The following is a 15,146-nucleotide window of genomic DNA, read 5'->3' on the forward strand; positions in this document are numbered from 1 at the left end:
AAATGGGAATCGGCAAATGGACCAGAATAGACAAGAGCCAAGCTTAATGGATCTCAATAACCGCCTGACTGAAGATGAAACACTGGAGCAGGCTTACGATATCTTTCTGGAGCTGGCGGGGGACAATCTCGATCCGGCAGATATTTTATTGTTTAACCTTCAGTTTGAAGAGCGTGGCGGTGCGGAGTTATTTGATCCAGCCGAAGATTGGCAAGAACATGTCGATTTTGATTTAAACCCTGATTTTTTCGCCGAAGTTGTTATTGGCCTTGCTGATAGTGATGGTGAAGAGATTAATGATGTATTTGCGCGAGTTCTTCTGTGCCGCGAAAAAGACCATAAACTTTGCCATATTTTGTGGAAAGAGTGATCGTTACACGTCCCTTCCCCCATGGCTGCTAATACCGTAATCATAACAACCCCCGTCATTTCTCTGACGGGGGTTTTGCTTTTGGACAATCACTATCAGAATGTTATAGCGGATCGACTTTCAGACAAGATACCGCGTGGCGGAAGCTGCCCTCTAACAGTGGGCGGGTTTTCGCACACTCCGGCCCGGCAATCGGACAACGAGTGCGAAATACACAGCCTGATGGCGGATTAATCGGTGAGGGCAGTTCCCCCTCCAGTAGCTGAATTACTTTCGCCCTTTCTTTGTCAGGATCAGGGATAGGTACCGCCGACATGAGCGCCTTGGTATAGGGATGTTGTGGATTATGATAAACCTCATCGTAGGTCCCAAGCTCCACTGCGTGGCCTAAATACATCACCAGCACCCGATCAGAAATATGCTTCACCACAGCTAAATCATGGGCGATGAATATTAGTGACAAGCCCATTTCGCGCTGTAATTGCTGCAACAGGTTCACCACTTGCGCCTGAATTGACACATCAAGAGCAGAGACCGGTTCATCACAGATAACCAGCTTCGGTTCAAGAATCAATGCACGAGCAATACCAATACGTTGACACTGCCCCCCCGAAAATTCATGGGGATATCGGTTGATTAAGTTAGGCAACAAGCCGACCTTAAGCATCATTGCTTTAACTTTATCTTTGATTTCTTGACGCGACATTTTGGGATGATAAGTTCGCAGCGGCTCAGCGATGATTTCACCGATGGTCATACGCGGGTTTAATGAAGCCAGTGGATCCTGGAATATCATCTGAATATCACTACGGGTCGCGCGCCATTGTGCATCACTCAGGCTCAGCAAATCTTTACCTAACCATGAAACACTGCCACTGGTCGCTTTCACCAAACCAATAATGGCACGGGCGAATGTTGATTTGCCACAGCCAGATTCGCCAACCACACCTAAGGTTTCGCCTTCATACAAGCGCAATGTTACGCCATCAACGGCTTTTAGTGTTTTTGATGGCTGCCAGAACCATTGTTTGCCATCCTGAATATCAAAATGGACTTTTAGATCAGCCACTTCTAGCAATACTTTCTTCTCAGTCATGGCATTCATACTAGTTCCCCTACTGGCTTATAACAGGCACGTAAACGGCCATCACCAAAATGCTCCAATGGCGGGGCCACGCCACAGCGATCCATGGCATATTGGCAACGCGGTTGGAATGGGCAACCTTTCGGCAAGCGCAATAAATTCGGCGGATTACCCGGTATCGTCATGAGAGATTCGCCTTCAGCATCAAGACGAGGAACCGCATTCAGTAGACCAATAGAATAAGGGTGACTTGGGTGATAAAACACATCGCGGGCCTGACCATACTCCATCGTCCGCCCTGCATACATCACCAGAACTTTATTGCAGATTCCGGCAACGACGCCAAGGTCATGGGTGATCATGATAATCGCGGTATTGAATTCATGCTTTAGCTCATTCAGCAACGTCATGATTTGTGCTTGAACGGTGACATCAAGTGCCGTTGTTGGCTCATCGGCAATCAACAATTTAGGGCGGCACAACAGCGCCATTGCAATCATTACCCGCTGACGCATACCACCAGAGAACTCATGGGGATACATGCGCATGCGCTTACGTGCTTCTGGCATTTTTACCGCATCAAGCATGCGAATTGACTCTTCAAATGCTTCGCTTTTACTCATCTTTTTATGCAGTTGCAGCACTTCCATTAGCTGCTCACCAACACGCATATAAGGATTCAACGAGGTCATTGGGTCTTGGAATATCATCGAGATTTCCTCAGCCCGCAAACGGTTTAACTGTTTTTCCGGCAGATTTAAGATTTCGCGGCCATTAAACTTTGCTGACCCCCCTATCCGGCCATTACTGGCCAGCAACCCCATCAAAGCAAAAGCTGTTTGCGATTTCCCTGAGCCAGACTCACCTACAATGCCTAATGTTTCACCCGCACGCAGATCAAAATTAAGGGCGTTAACTGCCGTTACATCACCATCTGGCGTACCAAAAGTCACGGTTAAATCTTTTACATCCAGCAGGATATTTTGTTCCAACTGTCTATTTTGTTCCAACAATCTATTTTTTTCCAACAATGCCGATTGCTGAACAGCAGACCGATTATCAATAGTCGTCATAGTGCTACTCCTCAGCGATCTTTCGGATCGAGGGCATCACGCAAGCCATCGCCGATAAAGTTGAAACAGAACAAGGTCACTACCAGAAAACCGGCAGGGAACATCAGCAACCATGGCGACACTTCCATGGAGTTGGCGCCATCACTTAGCAATGCGCCCCAACTACTCAAGGGTTCTTGAGTGCCTAAGCCAAGGAAACTCAGGAAAGATTCAAACAAAATCATACTGGGAACCAGTAAAGAAGCGTACACCACCACCACACCCAACACGTTCGGAACGATATGGCGCAATACGATATTACGTGTGGAAACACCGCCCACCAATGCGGCCTCAATAAACTCTTTCCGTTTCAAACTTAATGTTTGTCCACGGACAATACGCGCCATATCCAGCCAGGACACCATGCCAATCGCCACAAATATCAATAGAATATTCTGGCCAAAGAAGGTCACTAACAGAATAACGAAGAACATGAAGGGGAATGAGTTAAGAATCTCCAACAGGCGCATCATCAGTGAATCGACTTTCCCGCCGAGATAGCCCGATAAAGAGCCATACAAGGTGCCGACAACCACAGCAACCAACGCCGCAGCCACCCCCACCATCAATGAGATCCGACCACCAATAGCAACACGAACCAACAGATCCCGACCAGAAGAGTCAGTACCAAAGTAGTGCCCGGACTCAATATTCGGGGCGGCTGACATCATGCCCCAGTCCGTGTCCGAATAAGTAAACTGCGCTAACATCGGCGCCAAAATAACAAATAGGGTAATTAACATTAGGATCACCAAACTGGTGATCGCCGCGCGGTTATGAACAAAACGACGGCGGGCATCCTGCCAAAGGCTGCGCCCTTCAACTTCCAGTTTTTCACTGAAAACTTCCAGAGCTTCGCTATTTTTATTGCTCAACATAATTGGCGTGCTCCAGTGCTAGTAACGGATTTTAGGATCGATAACGGCATACAGCACGTCAACAATCGCATTGAATAAAATAGTCAAAGCGCCGACTAAAATGGTCAAACTCAGCACCAAAGAGTAATCGCGGTTTAACGCTCCGTTGACAAACAACTGACCAATGCCCGGCAAACCAAAGATGGTTTCAATAACCATCGAACCGGTGATAATCCCTACAAACGCAGGCCCCATATAGGATAAAACAGGCAACAACGCCGGTTTTAATGCATGGCGTAATACGATGGTCCGCAGTGGTAATCCCTTCGCCCGCGCCGTACGGATAAAGTTAGAGTGAAGAACCTCAATCATTGAGCCTCGGGTAATACGCGCAATGCTGGCGATATAAGCCAACGACAGCGCGACCATCGGCAAAATGATAAACTTCGGCGCTCCGCCATTCCAACCACCACCCGGTAACCATTTCAATATAATGGCAAAAACCAACACCAATAAGGGGGCGACCACAAAACTCGGGATGACCACCCCAGTCATGGCAAAGCCCATTACCGTATAATCCCATTTGGTATTTTGATTAAGTGCCGCAATGACCCCAGCACTAACCCCTAATACTACTGCGAGTAAAAATGCTGCAAAACCAAGCTTCGCAGAGACGGGAAACGATGCAGACACCAGATCGTTCACAGTGTAATCTTTATATTTAAACGAAGGCCCAAGATCGCCATGTGCAAGTTGACCCAAATAGTTGAAATACTGTTTATAAACTGGGTCGTTGAGGTGATATTTTGCCTCAATATTGGCCATGACTTCAGGAGGAAGATTACGCTCGCCAGTAAACGGACTCCCCGGGGCGAGACGCATCATAAAAAATGAAATGGTTATCAAAATAAAAAGTGTCGGAATCGCTTCCAGACAGCGGCGTAGAATAAATTTTAACATTGCCTGTACCTTTAGCCTCTTACTGCGACTTTATATTATCAACGCAATAAGGGCAGCACGCTAATTCAGCGGCTGCCCTTAATATATTAGTGCTTGATAATATAAAGATCTTTAACGTGCATATTATCCAGTGGGTCTTTACCGGTATATCCACCGACATAAGGTTTCACTAAGCGGGCATTCACATAGTAGAACAACGGCACAATAGCAGAATCTTTATCCAGCAATACCTCAGCTTGTTGATACAAACCGGCACGCTCTTTTTCAGATTTTACTTTCAGCGTATCTTGGATCAACTTATCAAAGGCTGGGCTCTTATAATGCACCGTGTTATTGCTGCTGTCAGATAGCATCATGTTCAGGAATGACGACGGTTCGTTATAGTCAGCACACCAACCAGCACGCGCGACATCGAAAGTGCCTTGATGGCGGGTATCAAGGAAGGTTTTCCATTCCTGATTTTCCAGCTTAACGTCAACCCCCAGATTTTTCTTCCAAATAGATGCTGCCGCAATAGCCAATTTCTTGTGTAGATCAGAGGTGTTATACAACAGGTTAAATTTCAGTGGTTTATCTTGTGTGTAGCCAGCTTCAGCCAGCAACTTCTTAGCCACTTCATTACGTTTTTCCTGGGTCCAGCCAAACCATTCTGGTGGGGTCAATTCTGCACCGCTGGTGTACGGAGGCGTAAAGCCATAGGCAGGTAAATCACCTTGGTTTTTCACTTTGTTCACGATGATATCGCGATCCATACCCAGTTTCAGTGCTTCACGAACGCGTGCATCGGTGAATGGCGCTTTTTGGTTATTGATTTCGTAATAATAGGTACACAGATACGGGTCAACATGAACTTCTTGTGGGATCTCTTTTTTCAGTTTCTGGAATAATTCAATCGGCATGTTGTTATAGGTCATGTCGATCTCGCCGCTGCGGTAGCGGTTAACATCAGTCACTTCAGAAGAGATTGGCAGGTAAGTAACCTGATTGATAACTGTTTTCGCATTATCCCAATAGGTTGGGCTGCGTTCTAACACAATACGTTCGTTAACGGTCCAATCTTTTAACTTATAGGCACCATTACCGACAAAATTCTGTGGCTGAGTCCACTTCTCACCAAACTTCTCAACCACAGTTTTATTAACTGGGGACATGGATGGATGAGCTAACAGTTTATCTAAATAAGGAACAGGTTCGGTCAACGTGACTTCCAAAGTATGGTCATCTAACGCTTTTACACCCAAGGTATCAGGTGATTTTTTGCCGGTAATAATATCGTCGATATTCGCGATATGGGCATATTGTACATAACTCGCATACGGAGAAACTGTTTTAGGGTCCGCCAGACGTTGCCAGCTATAAACGAAATCATGTGCTGTTACAGGGTCACCATTTGACCATTTAGCATCTTTACGCAGATGGAAAGTCCAAACTTTAAAGTCTTTGTTATCCCAACTTTCAGCGACACCAGGCAGAATCTTGCCGTTTGGATCGTTAATAACCAACCCTTCCAATAAATCGCGCGAAATATTGGATTCAGGCACACCTTCAATTTTATGCGGATCCAGTGACTGAGGTTCGGAACCATTATTGCGAACTAAAACCTGTTTCTCGGCCAGTTGTACACCTGCCGGCACATTGGCGGCAAAGGCAGTTCCCACAGCCATCATACCCATAGCAGCAGCGATACCTGCGGCCAGGAAAGTTTTCTTTGTGATGTTGGTCATGCTGATATCTACTCCAGATTTTATTATTGCGTCGCTCAGAGACTGAGCAAGCTTCACCTTTAAAAGGTATCTTTAAATCACATTGCGCGGGGAACGAACCCGGCCATGTAATGCCCTATATGTATTAGCATCAGACTAAAATCGGTACTGTGCTATACATCCCTATTACCTTGTCTGTCTCTTATTTGCTGTCATGCCACCACGATTTTCGCTTGTGAACAATTGACATATAAGTCTGTTTTGCTGCGATAAACTTTTATTACTTAATTTTTACTACAACTTACGCATATAAAGATTTTTTAAATCGACTAAATCTTGTGGGTCTTTACCGGTAAATCCGCCGACAGTCGGCCGAATAAGTCGAACACTGACTCGATAATAGACCGGCACCATTGCAGAATCTTTATCCAATAAGTTCTCTGCCTGTTGATATAAAGCAGCGCGCGCCTCGACACTCGAGGTCGTTAGCGTTTTAGCCAACAGCGCATCGAATGCTGGATTTTTATAGAAGAAAGTATTATTGCTGCTATCCGATAGCAGCATATTCAGAAAAGCGGTCGGCTCATTGTAGTCACCACACCATGTCGCCCTGGCAACATCAAATTGCCCTTGATGGCGACTTTCTAGAGAGGTTTTCCATTCTTGATTCTGCAAGGTAACGGTGGCACCCAGGTTTTTCTGCCACATAGAGGCAGCGGCAATCGCCTGCTGCTTATTTTGATCTGAGGTGTTATAAAGCAACGTAAACTTTAATGGATTTTGGGCATTGAAACCGGCCTCGGCAAGCACTCTTTTCGCCTCTGCATTGCGTTGTTCTTGAGTCCAGTTGGCCCATTCTGGCAATGCGAAATTCCCCCCCGCCGTAAATGTCGGGGTAAAGCCATAGGCAGGGATCTGCCCTTGCCCCATAATTTTAGTCGCAATAATGTCGCGATCCAGCGTTAATTTAATTGCCGTTCTCACTCTGACGTCAGTGAATGGTGCTTTTTTATTATTAATTTCGTAATAGAAAGTACAGAGGTATGGGCTGATATGAACCTGCGATGGCAGATCCTTTTTCATTTTGGCAAATAAATTTGGGGGAATGGCACTGTTAGTCATATCGATTTCACCGCTGCGATAGCGATTAATATCACTGACTTCTGACGTTATCGGTAAAAAAGTGGCCTTATTGATGACCGTTTCGTTGTTATTCCAGTAAGTCGGGCTACGCGCCAGCACAATCCGCTCATTAACCACCCATTCTTTTAACTGAAAAGCGCCATTACCGATAAAATTTTGTGGTAGAGTCCATTTATCACCATACTTTTCAACAGCCTCACGCTTAACCGGCTTCATCGAGGTGTGAGATAACATGCTGATAAAATAAGGAACCGGCTCCGTTAGCGTCACTTGCAAGGTTTTGCTATCTAATGCCTTAACACCTAATTCATCCGGTTTTTTGGTCCCTTTCAATACCTCGTCAACATTCTCAATTTGGGCATACTGCAAATAACTGGCATAAGGTGAACCCACTTTAGGGCTAGCCAAACGCTGCCAACTATAGACAAAATCCTGAGCAGTGACCGGAGTTCCATCACTCCACACCGCGTTATCTCGCAAATGGAAGGTCCAGACTTTATAACCGTCATTATCCCAGCGCGTGGCAACTGCCGGAATTATATGCCCATTAGCATCATTGCTCACCAGACCTTCTAATAAATTCAGAATAATATTGGTTTCAGGAATGCCTTCAACCTTATGTGGATCTAATGAGGCAACCTCGGAACCATTATTAATGGTAATACTCTGATCTATCGCTAATGCCACACTGGCCGGAACTACCGCCGCCATTGATACCGCCGAAAATGACAAACCCAGAATAGCGCCAATTATTGCCAGTGGTGGTTGCTTAAACTTTATTTGCATTTCAAACCGCCCTTTTACGAGATTGTGTGATGTTTTTCTCAAGGTTTACGTCAATCTGCTGCCCACAACGACTAGCAATAACTATTCCAAAAATCAAAATTCGGTTTAGTTTCATTAAAAAACAAGAAATCTCTTGTCGGGAAGTTGTCCGAAAACTAACAGAACCCGAAATCTGACGCCAATAAATTTTACAGAAATGTTAAGCAATTCTCTTTTCTATAGAGTAACTAACGATATTACCTATCTTAATTAGCCGCCTAATAAATTATCATCTCTATGATTTAACTCAAAAAAAATCATTTAAAATTTAAATTCACGGCAAAAAAATGTCAAAAAAGCCGTTCTAGAAACATAAAGTTAACATTAGCACTAATGCCAGAATAAACACCTACTGATTACAGCGTAATCACTAATAACACCTAGATAAATTCCGCACAAGCCCTACAGAATGATGTGAGCATTTTAACAACAAATAGCGTATTTAGTTTACTCTGAGGGTCACTGAATGATTTATTAAAGATGAGTAAATAAGCCTTAAGCCAAATTATCTTTATAGAGATAGCATTATTGCAGCATTTAAGTGCAATAGATTAAATTACATACATATTCTGCACTAAATTAATGCTTAGATATTTAAATATCAGGCTGAAAAACAGCAAAGGTCACCCGTAATAATACCGGTGACCTACATACCGTGGGATATGGGGATAGATTAAAGTAATCCGGGGAAAATCGCTTTGATACCAGTGACAATAAACTCGATGCCTAATGCCATCAGCAATAACCCCATAATACGCGTTATAACGTTTATACCGGTTTGCCCTAACAGCCGAACCAGCAGCGGAGCCGCCCGGAATAGCAACCAGCAACAGAACGCAAACAAGGCCACAGCCACCGTCAAGCCTAACAAATTCTGCCAGCTGTGATAGCGGGAACTCCAAACAATGGTTGAACTGATGGCACCTGGCCCTGCCATCAGTGGCAATGCGAGTGGCACAACACCGATACTTTCACGGACCGCCGTTTCGGTTTTTTCCTGCTTGTTCTGCTTATCCTCACCGAGTTTGCCGCTGATCATCGACATCGCAATGCTAACGACCAGAATCCCACCGGCAATACGGAATGAGTCGATGGAAATACCAAAAATTTTCAGAATGGCATCCCCCAAGAACAAGGATATCCACAAGATAATCGCCACTGACAGGTTAGCTGTCAGGTTAGTTTTATCCCGCCCAGCCGCTGCCTGATAGCTGGTCATACTGATAAATACCGGCAATATACCTACCGGGTTTACCAGTGCAAATAAGCCAACAAAAAACTTGATGTAACCTGAAAGGTCCAACAATGATTGACTCACACATCACTCCGCGCAATAGCTGATAAAAACGTCACAGATAACAGGCCATTATAATTTAATGCCCCAAGACAACACACCTTATGGCCCGTGCCTGGAAAATTCGCGACAAAAATAATGTCGCTACCATGCAGAATGGCACCTGCATTATTCAAGCCTCTGACCACAGTTCTTTTCACTAAAAATCACCCTTAGGGCGCTCTTCTACAGATGTGCGCGCTAATGTAATGGAATTAGTCATAGGAATCTATGTAATAAAACAGCATTTATACAAGGTAAATTTTTACCGTCTAAAATGATAACTCTTGTTAATGCCCTGTGGTGTTAATGAAGCTTTAACGTCATGAATTATCAATTTATTCATGTTAATGATAATTACTCTCAACAAATAATTGCTGAATGGTGTCAGCTTGCCGATTTTGTGATTTAAATCACGAAAAACATACCTAAGAATAGTTAAGCTCTGAGCAGTGGTAGAGAGTAAGTTCACTAAGAAACAGAGTATAAAGGTTGAAAATGATATTTTCCCCCTCATCTTATTCTTAGTGGAACAAAAGCTCTTTCAGTAAATCAGCGGTAAAAAATGGCAAAGTAAGCTATAAAACTAGCTCTATTTGACCTTACGGCATACTAGAGCCTGACTATACTAGTTGCTTCAACAGCTCATTTACTAAAAGAGTTTAACATTATCAGGAGAGCATTATGGCTGTAACGAATGTCGCTGAACTTAACGAGCTAGTAGCACGCGTCAAGAAAGCCCAGCGCGAGTATGCCAACTTTACTCAAGAGCAGGTTGATAAAATCTTCCGTGCCGCAGCTCTGGCTGCAGCGGATGCCCGTATTCCCCTGGCCAAACTGGCGGTAGAGGAATCAGGTATGGGTATTGTTGAAGATAAAGTGATCAAGAATCACTTTGCTTCTGAATACATCTACAATGCCTACAAAGATGAAAAAACTTGTGGCATTTTAGAAGAAGATAAAACCTTCGGTACAATTACTATCGCTGAACCTATTGGTTTAATCTGCGGTATCGTACCAACAACTAACCCGACTTCTACCGCTATCTTCAAGGCATTAATTAGCCTTAAAACGCGTAACGGTATCGTATTCTCTCCACATCCACGTGCTAAAGACGCAACCAATAAAGCTGCAGATATCGTGCTTCAAGCCGCTATTGCCGCAGGTGCGCCAGCAGATATTATTGGCTGGATTGATGCGCCGACAGTTGAGCTGTCTAACCAACTGATGCACCACCCTGACATTAACCTGATTCTGGCAACCGGTGGCCCAGGCATGGTTAAAGCAGCTTACAGCTCAGGTAAACCGGCTATCGGTGTTGGTGCGGGTAACACTCCTGTTGTGGTTGACGAAACCGCTGATATTAAACGTGTTGTTGCATCTATCTTGATGTCAAAAACCTTTGATAATGGTGTGATTTGTGCCTCTGAACAATCTATCATCGTGGTTGATTCAGCTTACGACGCAGTTCGCGAGCGCTTCTATTCCCATGGTGGCTACCTGTTACAAGGTAAAGAGCTGAAAGCAGTTCAGGATATCATCCTGAAAAATGGCGGTTTGAACGCCGCTATCGTTGGTCAGCCAGCAACTAAAATTGCTGAAATGGCTGGCATTAAAGTTCCTAGCAACACCAAAATTCTTATCGGTGAAGTTAAGGTTGTTGACGAGTCAGAACCATTTGCTCACGAAAAACTGTCGCCTACTTTAGCGATGTATCGTGCGAAGAGTTTTGAAGACGCAGTTGATAAAGCGGAAAAACTGGTAGAAATGGGGGGTATCGGCCATACATCTTGCCTGTATACCGACCAGGATAACCAACCTGCACGCGTTAAGTATTTCGGCGATAAAATGAAAACCGCCCGAATTCTAATCAACACCCCTGCCTCTCATGGTGGTATCGGTGACCTGTACAACTTCAAAGTGGCGCCATCTCTGACGCTAGGTTGTGGTTCATGGGGTGGTAACTCCATCTCTGAAAACGTTGGGCCGAAACACTTGATCAACAAGAAAACTGTGGCTAAGCGAGCAGAAAACATGTTGTGGCATAAACTACCGAAATCTATTTACTTCCGTCGTGGCTCTCTGCCTATCGCGCTGGAAGAAGTGGCAACTGACGGTGCAAAACGTGCCTTCATCGTGACTGACCGCTATCTGTTCAACAACGGTTATGCCGATCAAATCACCAGCGTGCTGAAATCTCACGGTATCGAGACTGAAGTCTTCTTCGAAGTAGAAGCGGACCCTACCCTGAGCATCGTGCGCAAAGGTGCCGAGCAGATGAACTCCTTCAAACCAGACGTGATCATTGCGCTGGGTGGTGGTTCACCGATGGATGCTGCCAAAATTATGTGGGTCATGTACGAGCACCCTGAAACCCACTTCGAAGAATTGGCATTACGCTTTATGGATATCCGTAAACGTATTTACAAGTTCCCGAAAATGGGTGTGAAAGCGAAAATGATCGCGGTAACCACCACATCAGGTACCGGTTCAGAAGTGACGCCATTTGCGGTAGTTACCGACGATGCCACAGGCCAGAAATATCCATTGGCTGACTACGCATTGACTCCAGACATGGCAATCGTTGATGCCAACCTGGTTATGAATATGCCTAAGTCTTTATGTGCCTTCGGTGGTCTGGACGCAGTAACTCATGCTCTGGAAGCTTATGTTTCTGTATTGGCGAATGAATATTCTGACGGCCAGGCTCTGCAAGCGCTGAAACTGCTGAAAGAATTCCTGCCAGCCAGCTACAATGAAGGTGCTAAAAACCCAGTGGCTCGTGAGCGTGTGCATAATGCCGCAACCATCGCGGGTATCGCTTTTGCTAACGCCTTCTTGGGTGTCTGCCACTCAATGGCCCATAAACTGGGTTCTGAGTTCCATATCCCGCATGGCTTAGCCAACGCCATGTTGATTTCTAACGTTATTCGCTATAACGCGAATGACAACCCAACTAAGCAGACTGCTTTCAGCCAATATGACCGCCCACAAGCGCGCCGTCGTTATGCTGAAGTTGCAGATCATCTGGGTCTGAGTGCTCCGGGCGACCGTACTGCACAGAAAATTCAGAAACTGCTGACTTGGTTAGATGAAATCAAAGCAGAGTTGGGTATCCCAGCATCAATTCGTGAAGCTGGCGTTCAAGAAGCTGATTTCTTAGCTAAAGTAGACAAACTGTCTGAAGATGCATTTGATGACCAGTGTACCGGTGCTAACCCACGTTACCCGCTGATCTCTGAGTTGAAACAGATTTTGATGGATACTTATTACGGCCGCGAATTTAGCGAAGAACTTGACCGTGAAGAAGTTGCTGTTACAGCAGCTCCGGCACCAAAAGCTGAAAAGAAAGCCAAGAAATAATAGTAATCTTAATGTGTAACCCCCATTTATAGCTGGGGGTTACACAACAGAAGATATAGCCCCCAATTGCCATTGCTGTTGGGGGTTTCTTTTTATAAGCACACTTAAAAACATTTGGTATATAACCGCTCAAATCGCCATAGTCCGTTCCTACGGACCACGCATCTAATCCCCTGACTAATCTCAATACGGCTTGCCACATCGCCACCAACCCCTGCTATACCCAAGCTAATGCGTTATAACGTCATCCCCCGAATCGACTATGGATTAAGGAGACATTAGGATCAACATCGTGTCTTTTATTAATTTTGTAAGATTGTAGAAAATGTGGCGATAAAACTAAAATAATGACCCAGTCCAGGATATAGCGTTAAACCAAGGCTTTTCACCCCGCATAAATACGATGGATAAAGCTGTATGGCTTCATATGACGTAAACTCAGCAAAAGGTTAGTTACCCCACAGCTTCAATAAGAAATCCCGTGAGGCATCCTTGGTGGACAATGAGTATCTAGGAAGGATTTTGGAGAGAAGCCGCTTTAATCGCCTCTTTATAATGGCGGCGACAAACAGAAACGTAGCTTTCGTTGCCACCAATAACGACTTGTTCGCCGTCATGCACAGCTCTGCCCTGTTCGTCTAACCGCAGCACCATGTTTGCTTTGCGGCCACAATGACAAATTGTTTTCAGTTCAACCAATTTGTCAGCCCACGACAACAAGTATTTGCTACCGGGAAATAGTTCACCGAGAAAATCGGTACGCAAACCGTAACACAATACCGGGATATGCAGTTCATCCACCACCTGACACAATTGCTGAACTTGCTCTTTGGTCAAAAATTGGCATTCATCTAGCAAAATACAATGAACGGGCTTTTCCTGATGCTCAGTGGCAATAATGGATAATAGTGAAGTTCCACTATTATAAAGCAGTGCCTGCGAGGACAGGCCAATACGCGAACTGACAGTCCCGACACCAAAGCGATTATCTATCTCTGCTGTAAACACCAAGGTACGCATGCCCCGCTCTTGGTAGTTATAAGAAGACTGCAACAGCGCGGTGGATTTCCCTGCATTCATCGCAGAGTAATAAAAATAAAGTTGAGCCATGGGCCCGTAACTCCAGTGGTATAATAAATGGTCACAATGACAACGAGTACCAAGTTTATCATAAATTCAGACTTTACGAGGAGCAGACTACTTCTCTATATTACTGTTTTCTATATTAAGTAATGGTAGCGTTAATGTAGCTGCCGACACTTTCATTTGAAGCACCTTGCTATTATTAGGTACATTACATGACCAATCTCACAATATTGATACAGCGAACGTATACTGCTTGAACATTAACCAGATTAGGTGCGTGGGATAGCAATAGGGTTGGATAGGATGTACCGCGATTGGTTCATTAATGATACAAGTAATGTATTACCATGGTTAATTGGTAAAATAGTGATAACAAATATTGTGAGAACCTGATAAATCCAATACAGCATGCTTTTTTTACCTTACTCAACCTTTCATCGCAGCTATATCAATATCGCACTTTTTGCATGATCAGTTATTGCACACGCTAGCACGATAAGTCGTCTATTTTTGCTTTATTGATATAAAGCAAACTTATAACTTAGTGAGAAAATCATGTTTTCGCGTAGGGTCATTAGCGAGCAAAATGAACTTTTACGTTAAAAACACTACGGAGAATAACAAACCGCCATCGCTTATTAGTAGCAAGCAGCAACTTTTCGCTAATAAAATACGTAAATTCGAGGATGCTAATCAAATTGGCTATTGCAGAAATTAAAATAGCACTCTATTATTATCCAGACGCCCCCCCACCAATTATAATTTGAGACCAGGACAATGAGCGAAGCGTTAAAGATTCTTAACAACATCCGTACTCTGCGTGCACAAGCGCGTGAATGCACTCTTGAAACTTTAGAAGAAATGCTGGAGAAGCTTGAAGTGGTCGTTAACGAACGCCGCGAAGAAGATTCTCAAGTACAAGCTGAAATTGAAGAACGCACACGTAAATTGAGCCAATACCGTGAAATGCTTATTGCAGACGGTATTGATCCAAATGAACTGCTGCAAACTATGAGTGCAACTAAAGCTACAACTAAAGCTAAGCGTGCTGCACGCCCAGCTAAATATAAGTATGTAGACGAGAATGGCGAAACTAAAACCTGGACAGGCCAAGGCCGTACTCCAGCAGTGATTAAGAAAGCCATTGAAGACGAAGGTAAATCACTGGATGATTTCCTGCTGTAATAGTATTAGTTAATTTACTATTATGATAAAAGTACCCTCCTATTATACGGGGGGTATTTTTTTACCTCCTCCTTGCCCTGCAATCATAGTTGAAATCCTTATCAATGCGACTGTTGAATTAACAT

At 44.3% G+C, this 15,146-nt stretch carries 11 protein-coding genes; 3 read left to right on the forward strand and 8 right to left on the reverse strand.

The features are described 5' to 3' along the window. The first annotated feature begins 46 nt into the window (after positions 1-46). A complete protein-coding gene (locus V1956_RS13845; RefSeq protein ID WP_032819973.1) occupies positions 47-370 on the forward strand; it encodes an HI1450 family dsDNA-mimic protein in 324 nt (107 codons plus the stop codon). A gap of 103 nt (positions 371-473) precedes the next feature. Here the strand turns inward: V1956_RS13845 and oppF are convergent, their stop codons facing one another. The 7 genes from oppF to V1956_RS13880 all read right to left on the reverse strand — a co-directional run bounded on the left by oppF (position 474) and on the right by V1956_RS13880 (position 9,372). Next, a complete protein-coding gene (gene oppF, locus V1956_RS13850) occupies positions 474-1,475 on the reverse strand; it encodes a murein tripeptide/oligopeptide ABC transporter ATP binding protein OppF (protein WP_372558962.1) in 1,002 nt (333 codons plus the stop codon). Next, entirely contained in the window at positions 1,472-2,527 is a 1,056-nt protein-coding gene (locus V1956_RS13855; RefSeq protein WP_372558961.1) for an ABC transporter ATP-binding protein, read from the reverse strand. Before V1956_RS13855 ends, oppF begins: the two co-directional genes overlap by 4 nt. A gap of 11 nt (positions 2,528-2,538) precedes the next feature. Then, positions 2,539-3,447: an oligopeptide ABC transporter permease OppC gene (oppC, locus tag V1956_RS13860; RefSeq protein WP_083158943.1), complete on the reverse strand. Its 909-nt coding sequence runs from the start codon at positions 3,445-3,447 to the stop codon at positions 2,539-2,541. A gap of 15 nt (positions 3,448-3,462) precedes the next feature. Further along, entirely contained in the window at positions 3,463-4,383 is a 921-nt protein-coding gene (gene oppB, locus V1956_RS13865; protein WP_083158944.1) for an oligopeptide ABC transporter permease OppB, read from the reverse strand. Positions 4,384-4,469: 86 nt separating this feature from the next. Continuing rightward, a complete protein-coding gene (oppA, locus tag V1956_RS13870; RefSeq protein WP_372558960.1) occupies positions 4,470-6,107 on the reverse strand; it encodes an oligopeptide ABC transporter substrate-binding protein OppA in 1,638 nt (545 codons plus the stop codon). Between the two features lie 273 nt (positions 6,108-6,380). Then, positions 6,381-8,015, reverse strand: a complete 1,635-nt coding sequence (locus tag V1956_RS13875; protein ID WP_442825236.1) for an ABC transporter substrate-binding protein — start codon at positions 8,013-8,015, stop codon at positions 6,381-6,383. A gap of 712 nt (positions 8,016-8,727) precedes the next feature. Then, the gene (locus tag V1956_RS13880; protein ID WP_050101351.1) at positions 8,728-9,372 is read right to left on the reverse strand and encodes a YchE family NAAT transporter; all 645 of its coding nucleotides are present in this window, start codon (positions 9,370-9,372) and stop codon (positions 8,728-8,730) included. Positions 9,373-10,071: 699 nt separating this feature from the next. Between V1956_RS13880 and adhE the strand changes: the two genes are divergently transcribed. Next, positions 10,072-12,750, forward strand: a complete 2,679-nt coding sequence (gene adhE / locus V1956_RS13885; RefSeq protein ID WP_442825237.1) for a bifunctional acetaldehyde-CoA/alcohol dehydrogenase — start codon at positions 10,072-10,074, stop codon at positions 12,748-12,750. Between the two features lie 510 nt (positions 12,751-13,260). On the opposite strand, the gene V1956_RS13890 is transcribed toward adhE, so the two are convergent. Then, positions 13,261-13,860, reverse strand: a complete 600-nt coding sequence (locus tag V1956_RS13890; protein ID WP_372558957.1) for a thymidine kinase — start codon at positions 13,858-13,860, stop codon at positions 13,261-13,263. Positions 13,861-14,613: 753 nt separating this feature from the next. Between V1956_RS13890 and hns the strand changes: the two genes are divergently transcribed. Beyond that, positions 14,614-15,021, forward strand: coding sequence for a histone-like nucleoid-structuring protein H-NS (gene hns, locus V1956_RS13895; RefSeq protein WP_083158951.1), 408 nt, complete (start codon positions 14,614-14,616; stop codon positions 15,019-15,021). Positions 15,022-15,146 lie beyond the last annotated feature (125 nt).

It is taken from the genome of Yersinia sp. 2540 StPb PI, from assembly GCF_052217165.1.
GTDB lineage: Bacteria > Pseudomonadota > Gammaproteobacteria > Enterobacterales > Enterobacteriaceae > Yersinia > Yersinia enterocolitica_E.

What these genes read in the sequence shown, in the direction of transcription:
- oppF (WP_372558962.1), bottom strand. Translation starts at nt 1,475, where the DNA reads ATGAATGCCATGACTGAGAAGAAAGTATTGCTAGAAGTGGCTGATCTA.
- adhE (WP_442825237.1), top strand. Translation starts at nt 10,072, where the DNA reads ATGGCTGTAACGAATGTCGCTGAACTTAACGAGCTAGTAGCACGCGTC.
- hns (WP_083158951.1), top strand. Translation starts at nt 14,614, where the DNA reads ATGAGCGAAGCGTTAAAGATTCTTAACAACATCCGTACTCTGCGTGCA.
- V1956_RS13890 (WP_372558957.1), bottom strand. Translation starts at nt 13,860, where the DNA reads ATGGCTCAACTTTATTTTTATTACTCTGCGATGAATGCAGGGAAATCC.
- oppA (WP_372558960.1), bottom strand. Translation starts at nt 6,107, where the DNA reads ATGACCAACATCACAAAGAAAACTTTCCTGGCCGCAGGTATCGCTGCT.
- V1956_RS13875 (WP_442825236.1), bottom strand. Translation starts at nt 8,015, where the DNA reads ATGCAAATAAAGTTTAAGCAACCACCACTGGCAATAATTGGCGCTATT.
- V1956_RS13855 (WP_372558961.1), bottom strand. Translation starts at nt 2,527, where the DNA reads ATGACGACTATTGATAATCGGTCTGCTGTTCAGCAATCGGCATTGTTG.
- V1956_RS13845 (WP_032819973.1), top strand. Translation starts at nt 47, where the DNA reads ATGGATCTCAATAACCGCCTGACTGAAGATGAAACACTGGAGCAGGCT.
- oppB (WP_083158944.1), bottom strand. Translation starts at nt 4,383, where the DNA reads ATGTTAAAATTTATTCTACGCCGCTGTCTGGAAGCGATTCCGACACTT.